The sequence below is a fragment of the Kitasatospora sp. NPDC057692 genome (assembly GCF_042799475.1).
In the GTDB taxonomy this organism is placed as follows: Bacteria; Actinomycetota; Actinomycetes; order Streptomycetales; family Streptomycetaceae; genus Kitasatospora.
The window spans coordinates 124,147-151,118 of sequence record NZ_JBHVIV010000009.1 but is presented as its reverse complement, the minus strand read 5'-3'; the positions used below and the strand labels follow the sequence as shown (position 1 = coordinate 151,118).

Sequence of the window (26,972 nt, the reverse complement as noted above, 5' to 3'; positions counted from 1 at the left end):
CGATATGACCACTTCCTGAGACGACGGGACGGAGAGAGCCGCGTGGCGCGCAGCGTGTACGTGACCGGGATCGGCCGCGGGGACGGCCGGCAGGCGGTGGAGCTCGGGGTCATGGAGCTGCTCACCCGCCGGGTGGACCGGGTCGGGGTGTTCCGCCCCCTGGTGCACGCCCAGGCGCCGGGGGAGGCCGGCTCGGACCACGTGGTCGAGCTGCTCCGCGCCCGGTACCGGCTGGACCTCCCGGCCGCCGAGCTCTACGGCCTCACCTACGAGGAGGCCGCCGCACTGCAGGCCGCGCAGGGGCAGGACGAGCTGGTCTCGGTACTGGTGGACCGGTTCCACGCGCTGGAGCGGCGCTGCCAGGCGGTCCTGGTGCTGGGCACCGACTTCGCCGACACCAACATCCCCGACGAGCTGGCCTTCAACGCCCGGCTGGCCAACGAGTTCGGCGCCGCCGTGCTGCCGGTGATCGGCGGCCACGGCGAGGACGCCGACGCGGTGACAGCCGAGGTGCGCAACGCCCACCGCGCCTACACCGACCTCGGCTGCGAGACCCTGGCGGTGATCGCCAACCGGGTCGCCCCGGCCGCCAAGCAGCCGGTCCAGCGCAAGCTCACCGAGAAGCTGCCGATCCCCGCCTACGTCATCCCCGAGGAGCCGGCGCTGGCCGCGCCGACCGTCGCCCAGCTGGTCGAGGCGACCGGCGCCGAGGTGCTGCTCGGCGACGCGGCCGGCCTGGCCCGGGACGTCCGCGGCTTCGTCTTCGGCGGGGCCATGCTGCCGACCTTCCTGGACGCGCTGACCGAGGGCGCGCTGGTGGTCACCCCCGGGGACCGCGCCGACCTGGTGATCGGCTCGCTGGCCGCGCACGCCGCCGGCGCCCCGCCGATCGCCGGCGTGCTGCTCACCCTCGGCCAGCACCCCGGCCCGAACGTGATGTCCCTGGCCGCCCGGCTCGCCCCCGGCACGCCCGTCGCGGTCGTCCCGGAGGGCAGCTGGTTCACCGCCGCCGCACTGACCCACCTGGAGGGCAGGCTCTCGGCGGCCAGCCCCCGGAAGGCCGAGATCGCCCTCGGCCTGTTCGAACTGCACGTGGACACCGACGAGTTGACCAAGCTGATCGAGGTCGGCCGGTCCGAGCGGGTGACCCCGATGATGTTCGAGCACGAGCTGCTGGAGCGGGCCCGGGCGGCCCGTCGGCACGTCGTGCTGCCGGAGGGCACCGAGGAGCGGGTGCTGCGCGCCGCCGAGATCCTGCTGCGCCGCAACATCTGCGACCTCACGCTGCTCGGCGAGACCGACGCCGTCCGCCGCCGGGCCGCGGCCCTGGGCATCGACCTGCCGGCCGAGGCGACCGGCGCCGACCGCGCCCAGGTGCGGATCGTCGACCCTGCCACCAGCCCGCTGCGCCGCCAGTTCGCCGAGCTCTACACGAGGCTGCGGGCGCACAAGGGCATGACCGTCGAGCTGGCCCTGGACGTGGTCACCGACGTCTCCTACTTCGGCACCCTGATGGTCCAGGAGGGCATCGCCGACGGCATGGTCTCCGGCGCGGTGCACTCCACCGCCGCCACCATCCGGCCCGCCTTCGAGGTGATCAAGACCTCGCCGGGCGCGTCCATCGTCTCCAGCGTCTTCTTCATGTGCCTGGCGGACAAGGTGCTGGTGTACGGCGACTGCGCGGTCAACCCCGATCCGGACGCCCAGCAGCTGGCCGACATCGCCATCCAGTCGGCCGCCACCGCCGCCCAGTTCGGCGTCGAGCCGCGGGTCGCGATGCTCTCCTACTCGACCGGCACCTCGGGCTCCGGCGCGGACGTCGACAAGGTCCGCAAGGCCACCGAGCTGGTGCGCGAGCTGCGCCCGGACATCCTGGTCGAGGGGCCGATCCAGTACGACGCCGCGGTGGACGCGCACGTCGCGGCGACCAAGCTGCCGGGCTCGACGGTGGCGGGCCGGGCGACCGTGCTGATCTTCCCGGACCTCAACACCGGCAACAACACCTACAAGGCGGTCCAGCGCTCGGCCGGCGCGGTCGCCGTCGGACCGGTCCTCCAAGGGCTGCGCAAGCCGGTCAACGACCTGTCGCGCGGCGCGCTGGTGCAGGACATCGTCAACACGGTGGCGATCACCGCCATCCAGTCGCAGGAGCGCGGGTCCGAGCCGCGCGGTGAAGGGGGCACGGCATGAGCGCGGGCACGCGGGTCCTGGTACTGAACGCCGGCTCCTCGTCGGTGAAGTACCAGCTGATCGACATGCTGGACGGCGACCGCCTGGCCTCCGGCCTGGTCGAGCGGATCGGCGAGGCCGGCGGCCGGCTGGTGCACACCCCGCGCGGCGGCGCGGAGCGCGAGGCCGTGCAGGCCTTCCCCGACCACGGCGCGGCCCTCAAGGCGGTCTCCGACGAGCTGGCCGCCGACGGCCTGGGGCTGGACTCGCCCGAGCTGGCCGCGATCGGCCACCGGGTGGTGCACGGCGGGCTGCGGTTCACCGAGCCGACCGTGATCACCGACGAGGTGCTCCAGGAGATCCGCCGGCTGATCCCGGTGGCGCCGCTGCACAATCCGGCCAACATCACCGGCATCGAGGTGGCCCGCACGCTGCGGCCCGACCTGCCGCAGGTGGCCGTCTTCGACACCGCCTTCCACGCCTCGATGCCCGAGCACGCCGCCCGGTACGCGATCGACAGGGCGGTGGCCGACGAGCACCGGGTGCGCCGCTACGGCTTCCACGGCACCTCGCACCAGTACGTCTCGCGGGCCACCGCGCGGCTGCTCGGCAAGGACCCGGCCGAGGTCAACGTGATCGTGCTGCACCTGGGCAACGGCGCCTCCGCCTCGGCGGTGAGCGGCGGGCGCTGCGTCGACACCTCGATGGGCCTGACCCCGCTGGAGGGTCTGGTGATGGGCACTCGTTCGGGTGACATCGACGCGGGCGTGGTCTTCCACCTGCACCGGGTGGGCGGGCTGTCGATCGACGGCATCGACGACCTGCTCAACCGCCGCAGCGGCCTGCTGGGCCTGTGCGGCGACAACGACATGCGCGAGATCATGCGCCGCGCCGACGAAGGCGACGCCGACGCGAAGCTGGCCTTCGACGCGTACGTCCACCGGCTGCGCAAGTACATCGGCGGGTACTACGCGGTGCTCGGCCGGGTGGACGCGATCGCCTTCACCGCGGGCGTCGGGGAGAACGCGGCGCCGGTGCGGGCGGCCGCCACGGCCGGACTGGAGGAGCTCGGCATCGCCGTCGACCCGGAGCTCAACTCGGTACGCTCGCGCGAGCCGAGGATCATCTCCCCCGCCCTGCTCCCCTCCGGGGGCAGCGCCCGGGTGGCGGTCGCCGTCGTCCCCACCGACGAGGAGCTGGAGATCGCCCGGCAGGCCTTCGCCCTGGTGCACCGGTCGTCCGAAAACTGACCCCCCGTCGTCTCGTTCCGCGGACTCCCGGTCGGCGATTCCTCTCCATTCGCGCCGAATGCACCAATAACACGAACGGATAGACTGATCGATATGCGCCGAGCGAAAATTGTCTGCACCCTGGGTCCCGCGACGGACTCCTACGAACAGCTCAAGGCCATCGTCGAAGCGGGCATGAACGTCGCCCGACTGAACATGAGCCACGGCTCCCACCCGGAGCACGAGGAGCGGTACCGCAAGGTCCGCCAGGTCTCGGAGGACACCGGCAAGACCATCGGCGTTCTGGCCGACCTCCAGGGCCCCAAGATCCGTCTGGCGACCTTCGCCAACGGCCCGGTGACCGTCGACAACGGCGACGAGTTCACCATCACCACCGAGGACGTCCCCGGTGACCAGCACATCTGCGGCACCACCTACAAGGGCCTGCCGGGCGACGTGAAGCCCGGCGACCCGGTCCTGATCAACGACGGCGTCATCGCCCTGGAGGTCGTCAGCGTCGACGGCCCGCGGGTGCGGACCGTGGTCGTCGAGGGCGGCGTGCTCTCGAACAACAAGGGCATCAACCTCCCCGGCGCGGCCGTCAACGTGCCCGCGCTGTCCGAGAAGGACAAGGACGACCTGCGCTTCGCCCTGCGCCTGGGCGTCGACATGGTCGCGCTGTCCTTCGTCCGCAACGCCGCGGACATCAAGGACGTCCACGCGGTCATGGACGAGGTCGGCATCCGGGTGCCGGTCATCGCCAAGATCGAGAAGCCGCAGGCCGTCGAGGCGATGGAGGAGATCGTCCTCGCCTTCGACGCGATCATGGTGGCCCGCGGCGACCTGGCCGTCGAGTACCCGCTGGAGAAGGTGCCGCTGGTCCAGAAGCAGCTGATCACCCTGGCCCGCCGGAACGCCAAGCCGGTCATCGTCGCCACCCAGATGATGGAGTCGATGATCCACGCCTCGCGCCCGACCCGCGCCGAGGTCTCCGACGTCGCCAACGCCATCCTGGACGGCACCGACGCGGTCATGCTGTCCGCGGAGTCCAGCGTCGGCAAGTACCCGGTCGAGACCGTCCGCACGATGAGCCGGATCTGCGAGAAGGCCGAGGAGGAGCTGCTCTCCCAGGGCCTCCAGCCGCTCAACCCGGGCCGCAAGCCGCGCACCCAGGGCGGCTCGATCGCCCGCGCCGCGTGCGAGCTGGGCGACTTCCTGAACGGCAAGGCGCTGGTCGCGTTCACCAAGTCCGGTGACACCGCGCGCCGGCTCTCCCGCTACCGCTCGCCGATCCCGGTGATCGCCTTCACGCCGGACCACGCCACCCGCAACCAGCTCTCGCTGAGCTGGGGCGTCGAGGCGCACGTGACCGAGCAGGTGGAGACCACCGACGAGATGGTCGCGCAGGTCGACCGCGAGCTGCTGCGCATCAGCGAGCTGGGCGAGGGCGACACCGTGATCGTCACCGCCGGCTCCCCGCCCGGCATCCCCGGCAACACCAACATGGTCCAGGTGCACCACCTGGGCACCCGCACCGCGTAGGGCGGCGCGGAACACGCCCGTGGGGCGGTCCCTCCGGACGGGAGGGGCCGCCCCACGGGCGTCGGGGGCCCGGGATCAGGCGTTCCCGGGGTAGGGCTGGTCGTCGTTGAACAGCTGCATGCCGGGGATCCTCAGGGTGCCGCCGAACTGGCCCGACTGGATCGCGGTCACCCCGGTCAGCTCGATCCACAGCGGCAGCTCCAGCCGGCCGATCAGGTCGTACAGCCACTGCGGCAGCGGGCCGTCCGGGGTGAGGGTCAGCTCGCCCAGGTCGATCGGGACCGGCAGGCCCAGCACCTTGGAAAGGTGGCCGGAGAGCCGCTCCACGTACATGGTGATCGGGCCCTTGCGCATGGTCGAGACGGAGCCCGGGGCGCCCTTCACGTGGAAGGTCCTGCCGTTGCCCTCCAGCGTCGACATGTGCAGGTTCTCGATGTCGACGGTCTCCACCTCGAACTTCAGCACCCGCTTGGTGCCGGTGGGGGTCTGCACGTTGACCACGCCGAGCAGCACCGCGTGGTTCAGCGCGAGCCGGGTGGTCTGCAGGGTCCAGTTCTGGTCCGGCACCAGGATCGGGTTGTCGGCCGGCTTGCCGCCCGGGGCGAGCGCCTTGGCGTCGACCAGGCAGTTCGGGTCCTTCGACGGGGTGGCCGAGGGGCTGCCGGAGGCAGTCGGCTTGGCGGCGGCGGTCGGCTTGGCGGCGGCGGACGGCTTGGCCGACCCGGACGCGGTGCCGGACGGCTTCGGGCTCGTCGACGCGGTCGGGGTGGCCGGCGCGGTCGGGGTGGCCGTCGGGGCGGTGGGCGTGGCCGAAGCGGTCGGCGCCGGGGTTCCCGGGGTGGCCGAGGGCGTGGGCACCGCGGTGGCCGGCGGGCCCGTCGGCTCGGCGGCCGGAGCGGCACCGGCGGTCGTCGGAGCGGCGGCGGGCATCCCGGCGGACGGGGGCGCGGTGGCGGTGGCGCCCGGCCGGAGCAGGTTGGTGACGCCGCCGACGAGGTCGTCGATGAGCCCGGCCTGGACGACCCCGCCGTTCGCCTTGCCGGTGCCGGTGCCGGTGTCAGTGGCGGTGGTCGCGGCCGGTTCCGGCGCGGTCGTCGGGGCGGCGCCCGCCGCGCCCGTCGGGGCGGGCGTCCCGGTGGCCGGGGCCCCGGGCAGCGGCACGGACGGACCGGGGAGCGGCGGCGGCAGCTCGCTCCTGGGCACCGGCGTCTCGGCCACCACCGGCGCCTGCGGCACGGTGTCCGGAGCGGTGGCGCACGGCTTTCCGGCGGTGGGCTCGGCGATCGCCGGGTTCGGCGTGTAGGCGGCCGCCATCAGCAGCGCGGTCGGCACGGCGGCCATCGCCAGCGCCCGGCCGCGCAGCCGGAGCCGCACGGGCGTACGGGGCACCGCGTGCCGGGGCGAGCGCTGCGCCGCGGTCTGCGGAAGCTCCTCGCGCGGCCCGCTCACCGGACCTCCTCGGGCTCTCCGGACTGCTGCGCCGGGACGGTGCCCCCGGTGGCGGCCGGCGCCTCGGGAGCGGGCTCCTCGGGGGCGGTCGTGGTGACCGGCTCCTCCGGGGCGGCGGCCCTCTCCGCGACGGCGGCGGTCCCGGCGGCGCTCGCCCCGGCCGCCGCGAGCTCCTCGGCGGGCGGCATCGGCGCCCAGGCGATCATCAGACCGCCCCCGATCAGGCCCGGCAGGATCGACAGGCCGAAGCCGCCCAGGTTGGAGACCGGGATCGAGACCAGGGTGAGCAGCGTGGTGGCGATGCCCGCGAAGACCCGGACGACCGGCTGGAACCAGGCGGTCAGCCCGAGCACGATCAGCAGCACCCCGATGATCAGCGAGCCCGCGCCGGCCGTGGTGGCCATGGCGATCGTCATACCGTTCAACGACAGGTTGGCGTACGGGAAGTACATGATCGGGACGCCGGCGAAGAGGGCCAGCAGCCCGCCGTAGAACGGCCGGGAGCGGCGGAAGTCACGGAACGCCCGGCGTACCCACCGGAGGGGGTTCTCGCGTTCGGCGGGCCGCGGCTCGGCAAGGGTGCTGGACACGGAGCAGCTCCTCGAAGGTGTGACGAGGTGAAACGGAAAGGGGGAGTCCGGGGACGGCGGCCCGTGCGGCCGCCGCCCCCGGCCCCCGACCCGCCGTCAGGCGGTCAGCCGGGGAACCGGCTCAGAAGCACTCGTGACCCTCGTCGGTGAAGAGGTTGAGCTTCAGGCCCTTGAGCTTGAAGGTGCCCGCCGAGGTCGCCCACACGGTCTGCTTCGCGCCGTACAGGTCGGCGGTTTCGGCGGCCTGCGCGAAGCCGGTCTTGCCGCTGGGCAGGCCGGAGCCGAGCGCGGACTTCCAGTTCTTGGTGGCGGTGCCGTCGAGGGTGGAGGCGTCCTGGCCGATGTTGATGTTGCCGAACTCGGCGTCGGCCTCAAGGGAGTCGAGGTCGATCAGCAGGTTGGCGGCCTCGACCTGGCGCTCCTTCTGCTCGCTGTCACCGGCCTCCAGGCGGAGGGTGATCTTCGGGAGCTTGAAGGGCAGCGGGACGACGTTCGGGTCGGTGACCAGCGACTGGCACAGGCCCCTGATCCGGGCGGTGTCGAAGGCCGAGACCGCGACCGGGCGGGTCGTCTTGTCGGTCTGGACGTCGATCGAGCCGAACTGGGCGAACTTCGTGCCGTGCAGCTCCTTGGCACTGACCTTGAACTGCTGGCCGGAGATGCTGAACGAGGCGGCGAGCGCGCTGTTCGCCAGGCCGACGCCGACGGCGGCGGTGGCCGCGAGGCTCGGCACCATCACCAGGGCGAAGCGCTTCCAGCGGGTCTTGCCGTAGGTCTTGGACATGCGTGTCCTCCTTCTGGGACGTACATCTCCGGCTCCCCGGTGGCGAGTCCCGCACCGATGGGGGCCTGGGATGGGAGAGAGCTACGTCCTCGGTAGCGGAGAGCGCCGTGTCAACACCGGCGATCCCCCCGAGCGACAACCAGCGACCGCGCGGGCAGCGCGGCCGTGCGAAGGACAGGAACCGCCGTGGGACCGCGGATACCCCCCTGCCCTCTCGCCGGCGGCGGGACCGCCGGCCGCCCGGTGGGGATCCCCTCCTCCGGGTCCGCCGACCGGCTGCCGGCGGGGGTCGAAGTGTGGGGACCGGGCGTGCCGATGCTGCTCGAATCCCGGGCGAAGCACAAGAGGTTCCATTACTGACGGGTAATCCCACACGGACCCGAATGATCATGAAATCGGCGGCCCGGACACGCAGCGTCATGGAATGGAGGAGTGGTGAGGGCGAAATCCCTCGGAAACATCAGCGAAACACCCGTGGACGGTCACATGTCGTGACCGTCCACGGGTGTTGTCAAGATTTGGTAAACCTCAGAGACGATGACCGGATTGTCGCCAAATCACCAGCGGCACCGCAGGTCATCCGCCGTGCCGTCAACGGGACTTCAGAACAGCACCCGGGCCAGCGCCTGGCGCGCCGCGGTGACCCGCGGGTCCTCGGGGCCGATCACCTCGAACAGCTCCAGCAGCCGAAGCCGGGCCGCGTCGCGGTCCTCTCCGAAGGTCCTGCCGACGGTCGACACCAGCCGGCCGAAGGCGTCCTCGACGTGCCCGCCGACCAGGTCCAGGTCGGCCGCCCTCAGCTGGGCCCCGACGTCCTTCGGGTCGGCCGCGGCGGCCGCCCGGACGGACTGCAGGTCGAGCCCCTCGATCCGCTGCAGCAGCTGGGCCTGGGCCAGGCCGATCCTGGCCTCGGTGTTGCCCGGCTGCTCGGTGAGCACGTTCCGGTACGCCTGGATCGCACCGCCCAGGTCGCCCCGGTCGAGCGCGTCGTGGGCCGCGGCCAGCGCCGGGTCCTCCGGCCGGCGCGGGGCGTCGGCCTCCGCGCCCTCGGCGGGCGCACCGCCGGTGCCGCCGGTGCCGACGATGCCGAAGCGCTGCTCGGCGACCAGGATCAGCTGGTCCAGCACCTTGCGGACGTTGGCCTCGTTCTCGGCGCCCTGGAACAGCGGGACCAGCTGGCCGGCCACCACGGCCATCACGGCCGGGATGCCCTGGATGCCGAACTGCTGGGCGATCAGCTGGTTGGCGTCGACGTCGATCTTGGCGAGCACGATCCGGCCGGCGTACTCCTCGGCCAGGCGCTCCAGGATCGGGCTGAGCTGCTTGCAGGGCCCGCACCACTCGGCCCAGAAGTCGACGACCACCGGCACCTCGGTGGACCGCTGGACGACCTCGACCTCGAAGGTGTCCTCGGTGACGTCGACGACGAGCGGGTAACCGGTCCCGACCGGATCGCCCCCGGCCGCCTCCCCGGCGGCCGCCTGGCGGGCCCGCTCGGCCCTGGCCTGCTCGGCCTTCTGGGCAGCCTCGCCGGCTGCCTTCACCGCGGCGAGGTCGACCGCACCACGCAGGGCGGCACTGTTGAGACGAGAATTCCGTGGCTGCATGGCACCATCCTCCCCCGCCCGCGCCGCTGGTGGGCACCAACCTCCCGGAAAACGCCCCGCGCGGGCTGCGCGGTACCGATTCCCGGGGTGGCGGCGCCACTCCCCGATAGCCTGAACCGTTCGGCGCGGATCCCCACCCGCGCCCGCGCCGCTCCCGTCCCACGGGACCCGGCGCCTGGTCGTCGCTTTCGCTACGAGTCGTAGCGTAACTGGAGCCGGGGCACCCGCCGCAACCCCTCTCCGCCCCCGCCGGACGTGAGGTGGGCCACTTTCCCGGACCGCCCGGCTGACCTGGACATGGGGAGTCGCTACCGTTACCGGTCCCACCCAAGTTACTTACCGGTAAATCGCAAGGAGGCCCGGTGCCGGCCCCCCAGCCACCCGTCCCGGAGCGCCCGGAAACCGCCGCCACCCGGGCCAAGGGCCGCCCGCGCAGCGCCGCCGCCGACCGCGCCATCCTGGACGCCACCCGCGAGGCCCTCGCCGAACTCGGCTGGGGCGGGCTCACCATGGGCCATGTGGCGACCCGGGCGGGTGTGGCCAAGACCACCCTGTACCGCCGCTGGCCGTCCAAGAACGAGCTGGTGGTGGACGCCGTCGCCAGCCTCTTCGACGAGCTGGTGATGCCGGACCTGGGCAGCCTGCAGGCCGACATCGAGGCGGTGGTGGCCCAGTTCGCCGATCTGCTGGCCCGCCCGGAGACCCAGGCGGCGCTGCTCGCCCTGTTCGCCGAGGGCACCCGCGACCGGCAGCTGCGCCGGCGGATCCGGGAGTCGATCGTCGACCCGCAGAAGCGGCTGGTCCGGCAGGGCCGCGCGGCCGCCCAGGCGCGCGGCGAGCTGGCGCCGGACGGCGACGAGGCGACCGCGCGCGAGGAGGTCGACATCATCTTCGACACCATCGCCGGGACGGTCGAGCACCGGGTGCTGGTCAGCGGCGAGCCGATCACCGCCGAGTGGACCCGGCGCTTCACCGGCCTGCTGCTCGGCCCCTTCCCGCTCCCGCCGGCCGGCTGAGCGCGCGCGAAGGCCACCCGGCACCCGCGGAGGGGTGCCGGGTGGCCTTCGTCGGCGGGAAGAGCCTTCGGCGGGATCGGCCCTCGGCGGGGACGGGCTCAGAACCGGGCGGTCTCCCGGTAGATCCCCCACTCCTCGCGCAGCGCGTTGCAGATCTCGCCCAGGGTCGCCTCGGCCCGCACCGCGTCCAGCATCGGCGGGATCATCGACGCGCCGGACCGCGCGGCGGCCAGCATCGCGTCCAGGCCGGCCTTGACCGCGGCCTCGTCGCGGCCCGCCTTGCGCGCGCCCAGGCCCCGGACCTGCTCGCGCTCCACCTCGTGGCTGACCCGCAGGATCTCCAGCTCGGGGGTGACGCTGCGCGGGTGGCAGTTGACGCCGACGACCCGCTTCTCGCCCTTCTCCACCGCCTGCTGGTACTGGAAGGCGGCCTCGGCGATCTCGCCGGTGAACCAGCCCTCCTCGATCCCGCGCAGGATGCCGGAGGTGATCGGGCCGATCTCGTGGTCCTCGCGGCCCTTGTCCAGGATCCGCCGGAAGATCTCCTCGGCCTGCTGCTCGATCCGGTCGGTCAGCGCCTCGACGTACCAGGAGCCGCCCAGCGGGTCGGCGACATTGGTGACGCCGGTCTCCTCCATCAGCACCTGCTGGGTGCGCAGGGCGATCTCGGCGGCCTGCTCGGAGGGCAGCGCCAGGGTCTCGTCCAGGGCGTTGGTGTGCAGCGAGTTGGTACCGCCGAGCACCGCCGAGAGCGCCTCGACGGCGGTGCGGACCACGTTGTTGTACGGCTGCTGGGCGGTGAGCGAGACACCGGCGGTCTGGGTGTGGAACCGCAGCCACTGGGCCTTCTCGGTCTTCGCGCCGAACCGCTCGCGCATCCAGCGGGCCCAGATCCGGCGGGCGGCGCGGAACTTGGCGATCTCCTCGAAGAAGTCGAGGTGCGCGTCGAAGAAGAAGGACAGACCCGGCGCGAAGACGTCCACGTCCAGGCCCCGGGACAGGCCCAGCTCGACGTAGGCGAAACCGTCGGCCAGGGTGTACGCCAGCTCCTGCGCGGCCGTCGCCCCGGCCTCGCGGATGTGGTAGCCGGAGACCGAGAGCGGCTTGTACGCCGGGATCCCGTTCGCGCAGTACTCCATGAGGTCGCCGATCAGCCGCAGGTGCGGCTCGGGAGCGAAGAGCCACTCCTTCTGGGCGATGTACTCCTTGAAGATGTCGGTCTGCAGGGTGCCGTTGAGCACCGCCGGGTCGACGCCCTGCCGCTCGGCGGCGACCAGGTACATGCAGAAGATCGGCACCGCCGGGCCGCTGATCGTCATCGAGGTGGTGACGTCGCCGAGCGGGATGCCGCGGAACAGCACCTCCATGTCGGCGGCCGAGTCGATCGCGACACCGCAGTGGCCGACCTCGCCGAGCGAGCGCGGGTCGTCGGAGTCGTACCCCATCAGGGTGGGCATGTCGAAGGCGACCGAGAGGCCGCCGCCGCCCGCCTCCAGGATCATCCGGTACCGCTCGTTGGTCTGCTCGGCGTTGCCGAAGCCGGCGAACTGGCGGATGGTCCACGTCCGGCCGCGGTAGCCGGTCGGGTGCAGACCCCGGGTGTACGGGTACTCGCCGGGCCAGCCGATCCGCTCGAAGCCCTCGTAGGCCTGCCCGGGAGCCGGGCCGTAGACCGGCTCGACCTCGTCCCCGGAGAGGGTGGTGAAGTCCGCGTCCCGCTTGCGGGCACTGTCGTACCGCTGCTGCCAGCGCTGCCGCCCGCGCTCGATCTCCTCGGCGTCCATGACCCCGAACTCCGCTCCGTACGGCCGCCACACCAGCGGGCGGCACAGCTGTTAGGACGTCCTACCAATTTACTCGGACGTCCTACTATTTGTCGACGGACGCCCGGACGGGAGAGTAGCGGGGCAGACGCAAGGGCGCCCTCCCCCGTCCGGGGAAGGGCGCCCTGGGGCTTCGCTCAGACGCCGGCCGGCTGGCGGGCGGCGTCACCGGCGGGCAGCTTGGCGGCGGCCTCGGCGACCACCTTGCGCTCGGCGACGAAGGAGGCGAACGGGATGCAGCCGGCGGCCAGGGTGAACACCATCCGGCCCAGCGGCCACTTGAGCTTCTGGCCGAGCAGGAAGGTCACCACGAAGTACCCGATGTAGAGGTAGCCGTGCAGCATCGCGACGTAGGTGGTCACGTCCTCGGCCGTGTCGAAGCCGTACTTCGCGACCATGAAGCCGCAGAACACCAGCAGTGCCACACCGGTCGCAATGGCCAGGGCGCGGTACCAGCCCAGCAGGGGGGTCGCCTTCATCGTCTTCATCGCCTCGCTCGGCAGCGTCGGGGGGGGTACGCCCTGATCCGCGCACCGCTCACACGAGGGTAGCCGCCCTCACGCCCCCGGCCGCGCAGGCCCCTCGCCGGGAACGTCCGCGAAGTCGCCCGCCGCCACCCGCAGCGGACGGAGCAGGTCGAAGACCTCGCGGCACTGACCCTCGTCGTACTCCTCCAGGCCGAACTCCATCGCCATGAGCTCGCGGGTGGCGCCCTCGACGACCTCGCGCCCCCGGTCGGTGATCGCCGCGAGCACGCCGCGGCCGTCCAGCGGGTTCGGGCGGCGGGCGACCAGGCCGGCCCGCTCCAGGCGGTCGACGGTGTTGGTGACGCTGGTCGGGTGGACCATGAGGCGCTCGCCGATCTTGGAGAGCGACAGCTCGCCGGTCCGGCTGAAGGTGAGCAGCACCAGCGCCTCGTAGCGGGCGAAGGTCAGCCCGTACGGCTTGAGGACCGCGTCCACGCGGGAGAGCAGGATCTGGTGGGCCCGCATGATCGAGGTGATCGCCGCCATCGCGGGGACGGTCCCCCAGCGGCGGGTCCACAGCTCGTCGGCGCGGGCGATCGGGTCGAAGTCGAGTGCGAGGGGCTTGGCCACCTCCTTACCGTACCGGCGGGCGCGACCCCGGCTACCAGGCGTCCTGATGGTGGACAAGCGCGACACGTGGCGGGAACACGCCAACCGACCCGTCAGGTACGGACCAGCGCGTTGCAGGGGTGTGAACGGGCGCCAACCGTCGGCACGGGCGGCGGGGTTGGCCCCGCGGGCGGCGCCGACCCCGCTATCAGGCCTCGGTTCGGGCGGTAACCCGCCGAAGGACGGGGTGATTCGCCCCGTTCGTCACCCTCTTCACCTTCCGCAACATTGGCGGGACCTGGCCAATCCATGAACAAGACCTGTCATTTCACTTGTCGGATTGTCATGCTTTCCGCCAGCCCCGTCCGGTGGCCACCGCCCCACTCGCCGGTGGCCGCCGCGGACCGCACGGAGCAGCACGTCAGCACCCGTTCCGCCCCTCAGGCGCCAATCCCGGCACCCCGGAACGCGGTGCGACCGCGCACACGCGGTTTCCCGGAAGGACCTGTACGTGAAGCGAAAGCTCGCAGCCGGCGCCGTACTCTCCGCCACCGTCCTGCTCACCGGTGTCATCCAGGTGAGCACCGCCGCCCAGGCCGCTCCCACCCCCGCCGTCCAGGCCCAGGCCGCGCAGCACCGCGCCGACCTGATCGCGCTGGCGAACGGTCAGGCCGGCCCGCTGGCCAAGGCCCTCGGGCTGGGCGGCCAGGAGAGCCTGGTCGCCAAGGACGCCGTGGTCGACGCCGACGGCACGCGCCACCTCCGCTTCGAGCGCACCTACGCCGGCCTGCCGGTGCTCGGCGGCGACCTGGTCGTGCACCAGACCGCCGACGGCACCGTCAAGGCGGTCGACAAGGCCGTCTCCGCGCAGATCGCGGTGCCCGGCCTGACGCCGAAGATCCCCGCCGACCAGGCCGCCGCCCAGGCCTCCGGCGCGGTGCGGTCCACCGTCGGCATCGCCGCCGACAAGGACGAGTCCCCGCTCACCGCGGTGCATCAGGCCGGCGCCGCCCAGCTGGTCGTCTGGGCCGCCGACGGCAGTCCGCGCCTCGCCTACCGCACCACCGTGGAGGGCGTCCGGGCCGACGGCACCCCCAGCAGCCAGCTGCTGGTCACCGACGCCACCACCGGCCGGGTCCTCTCCAGCCACGAGCAGGTGCAGACCGCCTCCGGCACCGGCACCGGCGTCTTCGTCGGCACCGTCCCGCTGACCACCACCCAGAGCGGCTCGTCCTACTCGCTCAAGGACGCCTCGCGCGGCGGCCAGTCCACCAGCGACCTCAAGGGCAAGACCTCCGGCTCCGGCACCCTGTTCACCGACACCGACAACGTCTGGGGCGACGGCACCGCCGCCAACCGCCAGTCGGCCGCGGTGGACGCCCAGTTCGGCGCGGCGGCCACCTGGGACTACTACAAGAACACCTTCGGCCGCAACGGCATCAAGAACAACGGCGTCGGCGCCACCAGCCGGGTCCACTACGGCCGGAACTACGTCAACGCGTTCTGGAACGACTCCTGCTTCTGCATGACGTACGGCGACGGCACCAACAACGCCAACCCGCTGACCGCGCTGGACGTCGCGGGCCACGAGATGACCCACGGCGTCACCTCGGCCACCGCCGGCCTGAACTACTCGGGCGAGTCCGGCGGCCTCAACGAGGCCACCTCGGACATCTTCGGCACCCTGGTCGAGTGGTCCGCCAACCTCCCCGCCGACAAGCCGGACTACCTCATCGGCGAGGAGATCGACATCAACGGCGACGGCACCCCGCTGCGCTACATGGACAAGCCCTCCAAGGACGGCAGCTCGGCCGACTCCTGGTCCTCCTCGGTGGGCGGCCTGGACGTCCACTACTCCTCGGGCGTGGGCAACCACTTCTTCTACCTGCTGGCCGAGGGCAGCGGCGCCAGGACCATCAACGGCGTGAGCTACGACAGCCCGACCTCCAACGGCTCGACGGTCACCGGCATAGGCCGGGACAAGGCCGCGGCGATCTGGTACCGCGCGCTGACCGTCTACTTCACCTCGACCACCAACTACAAGGCGGCCCGCACCGGCACCCTGAGCGCGGCGGCCGACCTCTACGGCGCCGGCGGCGCCGAGTACGCCGCGGTGGCGGCCGCGTGGAGCGGCGTCAACGTCAACTGACGCCCGTCCGGCAGGCGTCCGGGGTCCCCGCCGGGAGGGGAGGCCCCCGGGCGCCTGCCCCGTCCGCCCTTCCTCCACCCGCGTAGCAACGCCGCCCCGGGTCGACAAGGCCCGCCGCTGGCGGGATCCCGCCAAGGGACGAACCGGTGCCAAACGGTCAGCTGTCGCGCCCGGACCCACCCGTACGGGTCTTGGCGAGACCTGGCCAATACCTGGCGGTGCCCTGTCATTTCACGACATGCATTGTCATGCTTCTGCCCACAGCCCCGTCCGGACGCCCGTCGCCCCCACCCATCGACGGCGCGTCAGGCCGCACGGGAGCAGCACGTCAGCGCCCTACCGCCCCCTGGCGCCAACCCCGGCGCCCCGGTACGAGGCGTGACCGCGCACCCGCGGTTTCGTGGAAGGAACCCGCTCGTGAAGCGAAAGCTGACAGTCGGCGCCGCACTCTCCGCCACCGCCCTGCTGGCCGGCGCCATCCAGGTCGCCGCCGCCCCCGCCCAGGCCGCGCCCGTCCCGCAGCAGGCGTCGCTCATCGCGCTGGCCGGGCAGCAGGCCGCGCCGGTCGCCAGGGCGCTCGCCCTCGGCGGCCAGGAGCAGCTGGTCGTGAAGGACGTGGTGGTCGACGCCGACGGCACGCGCCACCTGCGCTACGACCGCACCTACGCCGGCCTGCCGGTCCTGGGCGGCGACCTCGTCGTCCACCAGAAGGCCAACGGCACGATCGCCTCGGTGGACCGGGCCTTCGAGGGCCGGCTCTCGCTGCCGAGCCTCACCCCGGCGCTCTCCGCCGGCACGGCCTCCGACCAGGCCGTCGCCTCGGTCCGGGCCACCGTCGGCATCGCCCCCACCGACAAGGACGCCTCCCCGGTCACCCGGGTCGACGGCGCGAGCGCCCCGACCCTGGTGGTCTGGGCGGGCGACGGCAGCCCGCGGCTGGCCTACCGGACGGTGGTCAGCGGCGAGCGGGCCGACGGCACCCCGAGCAGCCAGCGGCTGGTCACCGACGCCGCCACCGGCCGGGTGCTCTCCACCCACGAGGAGGTGCAGACCGTCAACGGCACCGGCAAGGGCGTCCACGTCGGCACCGTCACCCTGAACACCACCCAGAGCGGGAGCACCTACCAGCTCAAGGACCCGTCCCGCGGGAACCAGTGGACCGGCAACGCCAAGAGCGGCAACGCCCTGTACACCGACGCGGACAACAACTGGGGCAACGGGCTCGCCTCGGACACCCAGTCCGCCGCGGTCGACGCGCAGTACGGCACCGGCGCCACCTGGGACTACTTCAAGAACACCTTCAACCGCAACGGCATCAAGAACAACGGTGTCGGCGCCAGCAACCGGGTGCACTACGGCAACGCCTACGTCAACGCCTTCTGGCAGGACTCCTGCTTCTGCATGACCTACGGCGACGGCACCAACAACACCAACCCGCTGACCGCCGTCGACGTGGCCGGCCACGAGATGAGCCACGGCGTCACCTCGGCGACCGCCAACCTCACCTACTCCGGCGAGTCCGGCGGCCTCAACGAGGCCACCTCGGACATCTTCGGCACCCTGGTCGAGTGGTACGCCAACCTGCCGGTGGACGTGCCGGACTACCTCATCGGCGAGAAGATCAACATCTTCGGCAACGGCCAGCCGCTGCGCTACATGGACAAGCCCTCCAAGGACGGCTCGTCCAAGGACACCTGGTACTCCGGGATCGGCGGCATCGACGTCCACTACTCCTCGGGCGTGGCCAACCACTTCTTCTACCTGCTGTCCGAGGGCAGCGGCGCCAAGACGATCAACGGCGTCAACTACAACAGCCCGACCTCCAACGGCTCGACCGTCGTCGGCATCGGCCGCACCAAGGCCGCCGCCATCTGGTACCGGGCGCTGACCGTGTACTTCACCTCCAGCACCAACTACAAGGGGGCCCGCGCCGGCACCCTGTCCGCCGCGGCGGACCTCTACGGCGGCACCAACACGACCGAGTACAAGACGGTGGCCGCGGCCTGGAGCGCGGTGGGCGTCAACTAACCGCCGACGGACCACCTCCGGAAAAGACGGCAGGCTGCCGGGGCCCACTGGGAGAGGGGGCCCCGGCAGCCTGCCGGCGTGTACGGGGGGGATCAGGCCGCGGCCGGCACCGCGGCCTTCCCGCGCTCCTCCTTGGCGAGCATCCGCTCGGCCACGAAGCCGCCGCCGGGGAGCACCGAGAGGATGAACAGCAGGGCGCCGCGCTTGACGTCCCACTTCTGCGTCTGCCACGCCATGATCCAGAAGACCACGTACAGGATGAACAGGATCCCGTGGACCATGCCCATCACCGGAACGGCGTTGAAGTCGGTGGTGCGCTTGAGCACCGAGCAGAGCAGCAGGAGCAGGAAGGAGACCCCTTCGGGGCCGGAGACCAGGCGCAGGCGGTGGACGGCGCTGCTGTTCACGTTGGGTACCTCGATACGGGGGCTCGGAGATCGCTTGTGAACCGGCTCACAAGCATCCGCTCCATTATCGCCGAGCACATGTCCGAACCCTCCGCCGGGGGTGGGAGCGGAGCCCGGCGGCCCGTTTTGTCGCAGACGCGTACCAGAACGGCCGCTCCCCCTCCCCCACCGAGCCCGTCGACCGCTAGATTGCGGCCGTGGCACAGTTTCGACTCCAGGGGTCAAAGACGCTCGCCGTCGACATGACCGGCGACTCCGTGAAGGCCAAGAACGGCTCGATGGTCGCCTACACGGGCCAGATGAACTTCAAGAAGCTCAGCGGCGGCGGTGACGGCCTGCGCGGCATGGTGACCCGCCGGCTCACCGGCGAGCAGATGACCGTCATGGAGGTGAAGGGACAGGGCACCTGCTACTTCGCCGACCAGGCGACCGAGATCAACCTCGTACGGCTGAACGGCGAGACGCTCTACGTCGAGTCGGACAACCTGCTCTGCACCGAGGGCACGCTGAAGACCGGCACCAGCTTCACCGGCCTGAACGGCCTGTCCTCCGGCAACGGCCTGTTCACCACCAAGGTCGAGGGCCACGGCTGGGCCGCCGTCACCTCCAAGGGGCCGGCGATCATCCTGCGGGTCTCCCAGGGCACGCCGCTGCGGGTCGACCCCGGCGCGTACGTCGCGCACACCGGCAACCTCAACCGCTCCATCAAGTCCGGCGCCGGCTGGAGCACCTTCATCGGCGAGGGCGGCGGCGAGGCCGTCCAGGTGGAGTTCACCGGCGAGGGCCTGGTCTACGTGCAGCCCTCCGAGAAGCTGACCGTCGGGGGGGACGTCTGATGGCGTTCACGAAGATCAACAACAAGATGATCGAGGCCCGGGTCGTGCCGGGCCAACGGCTGTTCAGCCAGCGCGGCGCGATGCTCGCGTACACCGGCGAGGTGAGGTTCACGCCGAACATCACCGGCGGCCAGGGCGGCGTGATGTCGATGATCGGCCGCCGGGTGGCCAACGAGGACACCCCGCTGATGAGCGTCGAGGGCCAGGGCAGCGTGATGTTCGGCCACGGCGGCCACCACGTGCACGTGATCGACCTGACCGGCGACACCCTGTACGTCGAGGCCGACCGGCTGCTGGCCTTCGAGGGCTCGCTCCAGCAGTCCACGATGTTCATGGGCTCGCAGGGCGGCGTGATGGGCATGGTCCGCGGCCAGGTGACCGGCCAGGGCCTGTTCACCACCAAGCTGGACGGCCACGGCGCGGTCGCCGTGATGGCGCACGGCGGCGTCTTCGAGCTGCCGATCACCCCGCACCAGCCGGTGCACGTCGACCCGCAGGCCTATGTCGCGCACCGCGGCCAGGTCCAGAACAAGCTGTCCACCGCGCTCGGGTGGCGCGACATGATCGGCCGCGGCTCCGGCGAGGCGTTCCAGCTGGAGCTGTCCGGGAACGGCATTGTGTACGTGCAGGCGAGCGAGGAGAAGCTCTGATGTCCTACCCGCCGCAGCCCCCGTACGGGCAGCCGCACGACCCGTACGGCCAGCCGACCCAGCCCGGCTACCCCTCCGCCCCGCCGCCCGGCTACCCGCCGCAGAACCAGCCCTACCCCCCGCCGGGCCAGCCGTACCCGCCGCAGGGGCAGCCCTACCCGCCCCAGGGCTACCCCCAGCAGGGCGGCTACCCGCCGCCCCCGCCGCAGGGCTACCCCGCCCAGCCGCCGCAGCAGTACGCCCAGGAGCAGTACGGCGGCGCGCAGGCCCCGCTGCCCAAGGCGCAGGACGGCTCCGGCCCGGTGGTGCACGACGCGCACAGCCTGCCGTCCAACGACAACGTCAACCCGTACGCCTTCTCGGTGGACCTCAACGGCTCGTACTTCCTGCAGAAGGGCAAGATGATCGCCTACTACGGCGACATCTCCTTCAAGGGCGTCGGCGCCGGCGTGGCCGACCGGCTGATGGGGAACTTCAACTCGCCGATGCACGCGGCGGACTGGGTGGTCGCCGAGGGGCGCGGCAAGCTGCTGCTGGCCGACCGGGCCTTCGACCTCAACTCCTACGACCTGGAGGAGGGGAACCTGACGGTCCGCTCGGGGAACCTGCTGGCCTACGAGCCCACCCTGAAGCTCAAGCAGTCGATCATCCCGGGCTTCCTGACCCTGATCGGCAGCGGCAAGTTCGTCGCCGCCTCCAACGGGCCGGTGCACTTCGTCGAGCCGCCGATCCGGGTGGACCCGCAGGCCCTGGTCGGCTGGGCGGACTGCCCGGCGCCGTGCCACCACTACGACCACGACTACATGCACGGGCTGATCGGCGGCCTGCGCCGGCTCACCGGCCTGGGCGGGGCGTCCGGCGAGGAGCACCAGTTCGAGTTCATCGGCGCCGGCCAGGTGCTGCTGCAGTCGACCGAGGTGCTGATGGCCGAGCGCGCGGTCGGCCAGGTGCACGCCGAGGCCGGGGTGCCGATGGGCGGGGTGCCGCCCCAGCACGCCTCGGGACACGGGGGCCAGCTGCCCAACATGAACGTGCCCGGTCTCGGTAACCTGGGCGACCTCGGACGGCGCTTCGGGCTCTGACCGCGGCGGCCGCGGCGCGCGGGGACACCCTGTCGCGCCGTGGCCGGATCCCGGCGGTCGCCGGACGTCCGGACCGGCAAAGTCGTACAACATTGAACTAAATGCGGTATCCTGGGCCCATGGAGACGCACACGATCGACCCCGCAGACCCCTCTGCCCCGGCACCCGGACGGCCCGAGGAGGAGACCCCGTGGCTGACCGCCCGGGAGCAGCGGTTGTGGCGCGCCCACCTGGAGGTCGCCAAGCTGCTGGACTACCAGCTCAGCCGTGAACTCCAGCCGCACAACCTGGCGATCAACGACTACGAGATCCTGGTGGTGCTCTCCGAGGCCCCCGAGCGGCGGATGCGGATGACCGACCTGGCCACCGCCACGCTCCAGTCGAAGAGCCGGCTCTCGCACCAGATCACCCGGATGGAGACCGCCGGACTGGTGCTGCGCCAGGAGTGTCCGGGCGACCGGCGCGGCCTCTACGCCAACCTCACCGAGCAGGGCTGGGAGACCATGCAGCGGGTCGCCCCCTGCCATGTGCGCAGCGTCCGGGCGCACTTCATCGACCGTTTCTCCCCCGAGCAGCTCGACGCGATGTACGAGGCGCTGGCCCCGGTCGCCGAGCACCTGCGGGGCCTGCGCGGCCGCGGCTGAGCGGCCGCCCGGACGCGCCGGGGCCGGCGCCCCGCCACGGGGTGCCGGCCTCCGGTCGTCGCCCGCCAGCCGGTCAGGTCGCGGTCAGGCCGGCCACCAGCCGGTCGGCCGCGCCGTAGGGGTCCAGCTCGCCGGACACCACCCGCTCGGCCAGCGCGGCCAGCTGCCGGTCGCCGTGCAGGTCGCCGATCCTGGCGCGCAGCGCGGCCAGCGCGATCGCCTCGATCTCGTCGGCGGCCCGGCGCCGGCGCCGCACGGCCAGCTCGCCGTGCTCGTCCAGCCAGGCGCGGTGCTTCTCCAGCGCCTCGACCACCTCGTCCACGCCCTCGCCCCGGGCCGCGACGGTCTTCACGATCGGCGGGCGCCAGTCCCCCGGATCCCGGGCCTCGCCCAGGCCCAGCATGTGGTTCAGCTCCCGGGCCGTGGCGTCGGCGCCCTCCCGGTCGGCCTTGTTGACCACGAACAGGTCGCCGATCTCCAGGATCCCGGCCTTGGCGGCCTGGATGCCGTCGCCCATCCCCGGGGCGAGCAGCACCACCGTGGTGTCGGCCTGCGCGGCGATCTCCACCTCGGACTGGCCGACGCCGACCGTCTCCACCAGGATGACGTCGCAGCCGGCCGCGTCCAGCACCCGCAGCGCCTGCGGGGCGGCCCAGGAGAGTCCGCCGAGGTGGCCGCGGGTGGCCATCGAGCGGATGAACACCTCGGAGTCGGTGGCGTGGTCCTGCATCCGGACCCGGTCGCCGAGCAGGGCGCCGCCGGAGAACGGCGAGGACGGGTCGACCGCCAGCACGCCGACCCGCTTGCCCAGCCGGCGGTAGGCGGAGACCAGGGCCGAGGTGGAGGTGGACTTGCCCACGCCCGGCGAGCCGGTCAGGCCGACGGTGTAGGCGTGCCCGGTGTACGGCGCCAGCGCGGCCATCACCTCGCGCAGCTCGGGCGCGGCGTTCTCGACCAGCGAGATCAGGCGGGCGACGGCCCGCGGACGGCCCTGCCGGGCCTGCTCGACCAGGGTCGGCACATCGATCATGGGTGGGTCTCCTTGCGCCGAAGGGCTGCGGACCGCTTGTGGCGGTCCGCAGCCCCGGTGTGAATCGGTCGGTCCGCCGGTCAGGCCTTGGGCACCCGGACGATCAGCGCGTCGCCCTGGCCGCCGCCGCCGCACAGCGCGGCCGCGCCGACGCCGCCGCCGCGGCGCTGCAGCTCCAGCGCCAGGTGCAGCACCACGCGGGCGCCGGACATGCCGATCGGGTGGCCGAGCGCGATCGCGCCGCCGTTGACGTTGACGATCTCGGAGGAGACGCCGAGGTCCTTCGTCGACTGGTGGGCGACGGCGGCGAAGGCCTCGTTGATCTCGATCAGATCGAGGTCCTCGACGGCGATGCCCTCCTTGGCGACCGCGTGCCGGATCGCGTTGGACGGCTGCGACTGGAGCGAGTTGTCCGGGCCGGCGACGTTGCCGTGCGCGCCGATCTCGGCGATCCAGCTCAGGCCCAGCTCCTCGGCCTTGGCCCTGCTCATCACGACCACGGCGGCGGCGCCGTCCGAGATCTGCGAGGAGGTGCCGGCGGTGATGGTGCCGTCCTTGGTGAACGCCGGGCGCAGCCGGGCCAGGCCCTCGACGGTGGTGTCGGCGCGGATGCCCTCGTCCTGGCTGAACAGTACCGGCTCGCCCTTGCGCTGCGGGATCTCGACCGGGACGATCTCCGCGTCGAAGACGCCGTCGGCCTGCGCCTTGGCGGCCCGCTGGTGCGAGGCGGCGGCGATCTCGTCCTGGACCTCGCGCGGGATGCCGAGGCGGGTGTTGTGCTTCTCGGTGGACTCGCCCATCGGGATGTTCTCGTAGGCGTCGGTCAGGCCGTCGTGCGCCATCGAGTCGAGCAGCTCGATCGCGCCGTACTTGTAGCCCTCGCGGGACTTCGGCAGCAGGTGCGGGGCGTTGGTCATGGACTCCTGGCCGCCGGCCACCACGATGTCGAACTCGCCGGCCCGGATCAGCTGGTCGGCCAGCGCGATGGCGTCCAGGCCGGAGAGGCACACCTTGTTGACGGTGAGCGCCGGGACGCTCATCGGGATCCCGGCCCTGACCGCGGCCTGGCGGGCCGGGATCTGCCCGGCGCCGGCCTGCAGGACCTGGCCCATGATCACGTACTGGACCTGGTCGCCGGAGACGCCGGCCCGCTCCAGCGCCGCCTTGATCGCGAAGCCGCCGAGTTCGGCACCGGAGAAACCCTTGAGGGAGCCGAGCAGCCGGCCCATCGGGGTGCGCGCCCCGGCGACGATCACTGAGGTGGTGTTGGTCATGGGACGAGCCCCTTCGCACGTCGTGGCCAGGTGGAGGATTCCGCTCAATGTACTGACCTGTTACCCGCCCGTCACCGGACCCAAGATGTGATCGAGCGCACTGGCACGGTCCAGTCAACACCGTGCCGCCCCGATCCGGGTGAACCCTGCCGCCCGGCCCGTGTGAGCAGGCTCGCACCCCGATCGCTGGCGCCGCCGTCCGGCATGCGCTGCACTGTTGCCGTCCTGTCGCACCCGTCCCCGGACCGGAGGCCCCCGTGCTCACCCGTATCGACCACATCGGCATCGCCTGCCGCGACCTCGACAAGACGGTCGAGTTCTACCGCTCCACGTACGGCTTCGAGGTGTTCCACAGCGAGGTCAACGAGGAGCAGGGCGTCCGCGAGGCCATGCTCAAGATCAACGACACCGGCGACGGCGGCGCCTCCTACCTCCAGCTGCTGGAGCCGATCCGCGAGGACTCCCCGGTCGGCAAGTGGCTGGCGAAGAACGGCGAGGGCGTCCACCACATCGCCTTCGGCACCGCCGACGTCGACGCCGACTCCGAGGACATCCGGGCCAAGGGCGTGCGGGTCCTCTACGACCAGCCGCGCACCGGCTCGATGGGGTCGCGGATCACCTTCCTGCACCCCAAGGACTGCGGCGGGGTGCTGACCGAGCTGGTCACCGCCGCCGGGCCCGACGCGCACTGAGGCCCGCCGCGCCGCGGGGCGGCACCCGGCCGTCCGCCGCCCCGCCACCCTCATGACCCGTCAGTAACCTCGCCGGACAACCCGGAAAACCCCCACGCGACCATTCCCCCGCAAGACGCTCCCACTACAATGCCCAGGTGCGCGAAGACTCCGGGGGACGGGGACGACGGGCACGGCCGAAGACAGGCCCGTCCGCCCCGGTGGGAGGCCCGTCGCAGGGGAGTCCATTACGCGGGCACGGCTGAACAGTCGCAAGACGGATCTGTCACCATTCTCCACAAGGCAAGAGTTCGCCCAGGAGTCCACCCGGACGGGGGAATGCGGATCGACCGCGCTCCCACGCCCCGGACTCCGACGACCGCGGCGGGCGTCCCCGGCTAGGCCGGGACGTCCGGACGGCGCGGATGCAAGGACCAGTCGGACCGTGCCCGGACAACGGGAGCGCGGACCGGCCGGGTCGAGGACGCGACCAGGAGATGGATGGGACCGCGGAGTGCGGGGCTACGACCGCTACGAGGTTGACGATCACCTCTCCCAGTTCGAGGCCGAGATGGATCGGACTCGGAAGGAGCGGGACAAGGCAGTCGAGCATGCCGAGGACCTCGCCTACCAGGTGGAGGTGCTCCGGGCCAAGCTGCACGAGTCCCGCCGCATGCTCGCCCAGCCGCGCGCCTTCGACGCCGTGTCCGGGCAGGCCGAGCAGATGCTCCGCACCGCCGAGATGCAGGCGCAGCAGCTGCGCGCCGACGCCGAGCGGCAGCTGCGCGACTCCCAGGCCGCCACCCAGCGGATCATGGCCGAGGCCGCCGAGCGCACCGCCCGGCTGGAGGCCGAGCTGGCCGCCCGCCGCCGCCAGCTGGAGGAGGAGCTCGCCGAGCTGCGGCGCAGCGCCGAGCAGCACGTCAACGAGAACGTCAACTGGGCCGAGCAGACCAGGGCCGGCACCGAGCAGGAGGCCCAGCGCCTGCTGCAGGAGGCCCGCGCCGAGTCCGATCGGATGATGGCCGCGGCCCGCGCCGAGGCCGCCGCGCTCTCCGACCAGGCCCGTGCGCAGACCGCCGCCGACGTGGACGCCGCCCGCGGCGAGGCCCAGGCCGCCGCCGAGGCCGCCCTCCAGCGCGCCCAGAGCGACGCCGAGCGCCTGCTGCGGGCCGCCTCCGAGCAGGCCCAGCAGGCCGGCGCCCAGGCCGCCGCCGATGTGGACGCCGCGCGCGGCGAGGCCCAGCAGCAGCTCGCCGCCGCGCACGCCGCCGCCGAGCAGCAGCTGACCGCCGCCCGGGCCGAGATCGGCCACCTCAAGGAGGCCGCCGCCGCCGAGCAGACCCGTGCCCGGCAGGAGCTGGACCACGCCCAGGCGGAGATAGCACGGCTGCGGGCCGAGGCCGTCGCCGAGGCCGAGCGGGCCCGCGCCGAGGCCGCCGAGCTGCGGGCGCGGTCCGAGGCCGCCGCCGAGCGGCTGCAGGCCGACGCCGAGGCCGCCGTCGAGCGGAAGGTCGCCGACGGCGAGGCCGCCAACGAGCAGCGCTCGCAGACCGCCCGGGCCGAGGTGGCCCGGATGGTCGCCCAGGCGACCAAGGAGGCCGACGCGATCCGCGCCGAGGCCACCACCAAGCAGGCCGAGGCGGAGGCCGCCAAGGCCGCCGCCTCCGAGGAGAGCGAGCGGCTGCGCGCCACCGCCGAGTCGGTGGCCGGGCAGCTGCGTGCCGAGGCCGAGGCCGCGATCGCCGAGATGCGCGCCCAGGCCGAGCGGGACGTCGCCGAGCTGCGGGCGCAGGCCGAGGCCGCCGCCGAGCGGCTGCGCGGCGAGGCCGAGGAGGCCGGCCGGGCCGCCGGGGCCACCGAGGCCGCCGCCCACCTGTCCAAGGCCGCCAAGGCCGCCGAGGAGATGCTCGACCGGGCCGGCCAGGACGCCGAGTCCGCCCGCACCGGTGCCACCTCCGAGGCCGAGCGGATCCGCGCCGAGGCCGCCGCCGAGGCCGAGCGGCTGCGCGAGCAGGCGCGGGCCGCCGTCGAGGCCGCCCAGAACGCCGCCCTGGACGACGCCGCCGCGATCCGCGAGCGGATCCAGGAGATGCAGGACGAGGCCTCCCGGCTGCGCGCCGAGGCGGAGGAGCTGCGCTCGCAGTCCGCCGCCGAGGCCGACCGGGTGCGCGGCGAGGCGCGCCGGCAGGCCGTGCTGCAGATCGAGGAGTCGGCGAAGACCGCCGAGGAACTGCTCACCAAGGCCAAGTCCGACGCGGACGAGCTCCGCGCGGGCGCCGCCGCCGAGATCGAGCGGCTGCGCGAGCAGGCCAAGGAGCAGGCCGCCGAGACCCAGGGCCGGGCCGAGCAGACCCTGGAGCGGGCCCGCGCCGAGGCCGCGAAGACCACCGCCACCGCCGAGCAGCAGGGCCGGGACGCGCTCACCGCCGCCAAGGCCGCGGCCGCCGAGAACCGGGCCGCCGCCGAGCGCGACACCGCCGAACTGCGCCGCGAGGCCACCGAGTTCGACCAGCGGGTGCGTGCGGAGGCGAACGCCGCCGCCGAGGCGGTGCGGACCGACGCGCAGGCCGAGGCGAACGCCGTCCGCGACGCCGCGGTGGCCGACGCCGAGCGGGTGCGCACCGAGGCCGACACCGAGGCCGCGCGGGCCAGGGCCGAGGCCGAGGCCGCCGCCCTGGCACTGCGCGAGGAGAGCCGGCGCGAGCGCGAGGAGGCCGCCGCCGGGCTGCTCCGGGAGCGCGAGGAGACCGCCGAGCAGCTGTCCGCCGCCACCGCCGCACGCGAGCAGTCCGAGACGGCCGCGGCGGAGCTGACCGAGCGCACCGCCGCGGAGAGCGCCGCGGTCCGCGAGGCCGCCGACGCCCACGCCGAACACGTCCGCACCGAAGCCGAAACCGCCGCCGCCGAACTCAC

At 72.8% G+C, this 26,972-nt stretch carries 21 protein-coding genes and 1 pseudogene; 12 read left to right on the top strand and 10 right to left on the bottom strand.

Features of this window, described 5'->3' with window-relative positions:
• The first annotated feature begins 42 nt into the window (after positions 1–42).
• The 3 genes from pta (at position 43) to pyk (ending at position 4,940) form a co-directional block, all read left to right on the top strand.
• A complete protein-coding gene (gene pta / locus ACFVFS_RS08370) occupies positions 43–2,190 on the top strand; it encodes a phosphate acetyltransferase (RefSeq protein WP_380621494.1) in 2,148 nt (715 codons plus the stop codon).
• Positions 2,187–3,419 carry an acetate kinase gene (locus tag ACFVFS_RS08365; RefSeq protein ID WP_380621492.1) on the top strand — a complete coding sequence of 411 codons (1,233 nt, stop codon included), beginning with the start codon at positions 2,187–2,189 and terminating at the stop codon, positions 3,417–3,419. Before pta ends, ACFVFS_RS08365 begins: the two co-directional genes overlap by 4 nt.
• A gap of 93 nt (positions 3,420–3,512) precedes the next feature.
• The gene (gene pyk, locus ACFVFS_RS08360) at positions 3,513–4,940 is read left to right on the top strand and encodes a pyruvate kinase (RefSeq protein WP_380621490.1); all 1,428 of its coding nucleotides are present in this window, start codon (positions 3,513–3,515) and stop codon (positions 4,938–4,940) included.
• Between the two features lie 75 nt (positions 4,941–5,015).
• Here pyk and ACFVFS_RS08355 read toward each other — a convergent pair whose 3' ends face one another.
• From ACFVFS_RS08355 to ACFVFS_RS08340, 4 genes are all read right to left on the bottom strand, one after another.
• Entirely contained in the window at positions 5,016–6,389 is a 1,374-nt protein-coding gene (locus tag ACFVFS_RS08355; RefSeq protein WP_380621488.1) for a hypothetical protein, read from the bottom strand.
• Complete coding sequence (locus tag ACFVFS_RS08350) at positions 6,386–6,979, bottom strand: DUF6114 domain-containing protein (protein WP_380621486.1); 594 nt, start codon at positions 6,977–6,979, stop codon at positions 6,386–6,388. The genes ACFVFS_RS08355 and ACFVFS_RS08350 overlap by 4 nt, the downstream gene beginning before the upstream one ends.
• Positions 6,980–7,100: 121 nt before the next feature.
• Positions 7,101–7,763 (bottom strand): DUF6230 family protein, encoded by a 663-nt coding sequence (locus ACFVFS_RS08345; RefSeq protein WP_380621484.1) that lies wholly within the window; start codon positions 7,761–7,763, stop codon positions 7,101–7,103.
• Between the two features lie 602 nt (positions 7,764–8,365).
• Complete coding sequence (locus ACFVFS_RS08340) at positions 8,366–9,370, bottom strand: tetratricopeptide repeat protein (protein WP_380621482.1); 1,005 nt, start codon at positions 9,368–9,370, stop codon at positions 8,366–8,368.
• A 362-nt stretch (positions 9,371–9,732) separates the two neighbouring features.
• On the opposite strand from ACFVFS_RS08340, the gene ACFVFS_RS08335 reads away from it, so the two are divergent.
• A complete protein-coding gene (locus ACFVFS_RS08335) occupies positions 9,733–10,386 on the top strand; it encodes a TetR/AcrR family transcriptional regulator (protein ID WP_380621480.1) in 654 nt (217 codons plus the stop codon).
• Positions 10,387–10,484: 98 nt separating this feature from the next.
• On the opposite strand, the gene ACFVFS_RS08330 is transcribed toward ACFVFS_RS08335, so the two are convergent.
• The 3 genes from ACFVFS_RS08330 to ACFVFS_RS08320 all read right to left on the bottom strand — a co-directional run bounded on the left by ACFVFS_RS08330 (position 10,485) and on the right by ACFVFS_RS08320 (position 13,306).
• Positions 10,485–12,170, bottom strand: a complete 1,686-nt coding sequence (locus ACFVFS_RS08330) for a methylmalonyl-CoA mutase (protein ID WP_380621478.1) — start codon at positions 12,168–12,170, stop codon at positions 10,485–10,487.
• Between the two features lie 176 nt (positions 12,171–12,346).
• Positions 12,347–12,688: a DUF3817 domain-containing protein gene (locus ACFVFS_RS08325; RefSeq protein ID WP_380285357.1), complete on the bottom strand. Its 342-nt coding sequence runs from the start codon at positions 12,686–12,688 to the stop codon at positions 12,347–12,349.
• A 78-nt stretch (positions 12,689–12,766) separates the two neighbouring features.
• The gene (locus tag ACFVFS_RS08320) at positions 12,767–13,306 is read right to left on the bottom strand and encodes a MarR family winged helix-turn-helix transcriptional regulator (RefSeq protein ID WP_380621476.1); all 540 of its coding nucleotides are present in this window, start codon (positions 13,304–13,306) and stop codon (positions 12,767–12,769) included.
• A gap of 490 nt (positions 13,307–13,796) precedes the next feature.
• Between ACFVFS_RS08320 and ACFVFS_RS08315 the strand changes: the two genes are divergently transcribed.
• Both ACFVFS_RS08315 and ACFVFS_RS08310 read left to right on the top strand, forming a co-directional pair.
• Entirely contained in the window at positions 13,797–15,434 is a 1,638-nt protein-coding gene (locus ACFVFS_RS08315) for a M4 family metallopeptidase (RefSeq protein ID WP_380621474.1), read from the top strand.
• 417 nt (positions 15,435–15,851) lie between these two features.
• Positions 15,852–17,462 (top strand): M4 family metallopeptidase, encoded by a 1,611-nt coding sequence (locus ACFVFS_RS08310; protein WP_380621472.1) that lies wholly within the window; start codon positions 15,852–15,854, stop codon positions 17,460–17,462.
• A gap of 92 nt (positions 17,463–17,554) precedes the next feature.
• Here the strand turns inward: ACFVFS_RS08310 and ACFVFS_RS08305 are convergent, their stop codons facing one another.
• A complete protein-coding gene (locus ACFVFS_RS08305; protein ID WP_380621470.1) occupies positions 17,555–17,869 on the bottom strand; it encodes a DUF3817 domain-containing protein in 315 nt (104 codons plus the stop codon).
• A gap of 197 nt (positions 17,870–18,066) precedes the next feature.
• Here ACFVFS_RS08305 and ACFVFS_RS08300 point away from each other — a divergent pair, with 197 nt between their 5' ends.
• The 4 genes from ACFVFS_RS08300 (at position 18,067) to ACFVFS_RS08285 (ending at position 21,081) form a co-directional block, all read left to right on the top strand.
• Positions 18,067–18,705, top strand: coding sequence for an AIM24 family protein (locus ACFVFS_RS08300; RefSeq protein WP_376091517.1), 639 nt, complete (start codon positions 18,067–18,069; stop codon positions 18,703–18,705).
• Complete coding sequence (locus ACFVFS_RS08295) at positions 18,705–19,355, top strand: AIM24 family protein (RefSeq protein WP_380621467.1); 651 nt, start codon at positions 18,705–18,707, stop codon at positions 19,353–19,355. Before ACFVFS_RS08300 ends, ACFVFS_RS08295 begins: the two co-directional genes overlap by 1 nt.
• 272 nt (positions 19,356–19,627) lie before the next feature.
• A complete protein-coding gene (locus ACFVFS_RS08290) occupies positions 19,628–20,437 on the top strand; it encodes an AIM24 family protein (protein WP_380621525.1) in 810 nt (269 codons plus the stop codon).
• Between the two features lie 119 nt (positions 20,438–20,556).
• The gene (locus tag ACFVFS_RS08285) at positions 20,557–21,081 is read left to right on the top strand and encodes a MarR family winged helix-turn-helix transcriptional regulator (RefSeq protein ID WP_380621465.1); all 525 of its coding nucleotides are present in this window, start codon (positions 20,557–20,559) and stop codon (positions 21,079–21,081) included.
• A 73-nt stretch (positions 21,082–21,154) separates the two neighbouring features.
• On the opposite strand, the gene meaB is transcribed toward ACFVFS_RS08285, so the two are convergent.
• Both meaB and ACFVFS_RS08275 read right to left on the bottom strand, forming a co-directional pair.
• A complete protein-coding gene (gene meaB / locus ACFVFS_RS08280; RefSeq protein ID WP_380621463.1) occupies positions 21,155–22,111 on the bottom strand; it encodes a methylmalonyl Co-A mutase-associated GTPase MeaB in 957 nt (318 codons plus the stop codon).
• Between the two features lie 80 nt (positions 22,112–22,191).
• Positions 22,192–23,385 (bottom strand): acetyl-CoA C-acetyltransferase, encoded by a 1,194-nt coding sequence (locus ACFVFS_RS08275; RefSeq protein WP_380621461.1) that lies wholly within the window; start codon positions 23,383–23,385, stop codon positions 22,192–22,194.
• A gap of 257 nt (positions 23,386–23,642) precedes the next feature.
• Between ACFVFS_RS08275 and mce the strand changes: the two genes are divergently transcribed.
• Complete coding sequence (gene mce / locus ACFVFS_RS08270) at positions 23,643–24,077, top strand: methylmalonyl-CoA epimerase (RefSeq protein WP_380621459.1); 435 nt, start codon at positions 23,643–23,645, stop codon at positions 24,075–24,077.
• Between the two features lie 550 nt (positions 24,078–24,627).
• Positions 24,628–26,972 (top strand): annotated as a pseudogene (locus ACFVFS_RS08265) (hypothetical protein); the annotation flags it as partial.

What these genes read in the sequence shown, in the direction of transcription:
- ACFVFS_RS08365 (WP_380621492.1), top strand. Translation starts at nt 2,187, where the DNA reads ATGAGCGCGGGCACGCGGGTCCTGGTACTGAACGCCGGCTCCTCGTCG.
- pyk (WP_380621490.1), top strand. Translation starts at nt 3,513, where the DNA reads ATGCGCCGAGCGAAAATTGTCTGCACCCTGGGTCCCGCGACGGACTCC.
- ACFVFS_RS08345 (WP_380621484.1), bottom strand. Translation starts at nt 7,763, where the DNA reads ATGTCCAAGACCTACGGCAAGACCCGCTGGAAGCGCTTCGCCCTGGTG.
- ACFVFS_RS08340 (WP_380621482.1), bottom strand. Translation starts at nt 9,370, where the DNA reads ATGCAGCCACGGAATTCTCGTCTCAACAGTGCCGCCCTGCGTGGTGCG.
- ACFVFS_RS08330 (WP_380621478.1), bottom strand. Translation starts at nt 12,170, where the DNA reads ATGGACGCCGAGGAGATCGAGCGCGGGCGGCAGCGCTGGCAGCAGCGG.
- ACFVFS_RS08325 (WP_380285357.1), bottom strand. Translation starts at nt 12,688, where the DNA reads ATGAAGGCGACCCCCCTGCTGGGCTGGTACCGCGCCCTGGCCATTGCG.
- ACFVFS_RS08295 (WP_380621467.1), top strand. Translation starts at nt 18,705, where the DNA reads ATGGCGTTCACGAAGATCAACAACAAGATGATCGAGGCCCGGGTCGTG.
- ACFVFS_RS08285 (WP_380621465.1), top strand. Translation starts at nt 20,557, where the DNA reads ATGGAGACGCACACGATCGACCCCGCAGACCCCTCTGCCCCGGCACCC.
- meaB (WP_380621463.1), bottom strand. Translation starts at nt 22,111, where the DNA reads ATGATCGATGTGCCGACCCTGGTCGAGCAGGCCCGGCAGGGCCGTCCG.
- ACFVFS_RS08275 (WP_380621461.1), bottom strand. Translation starts at nt 23,385, where the DNA reads ATGACCAACACCACCTCAGTGATCGTCGCCGGGGCGCGCACCCCGATG.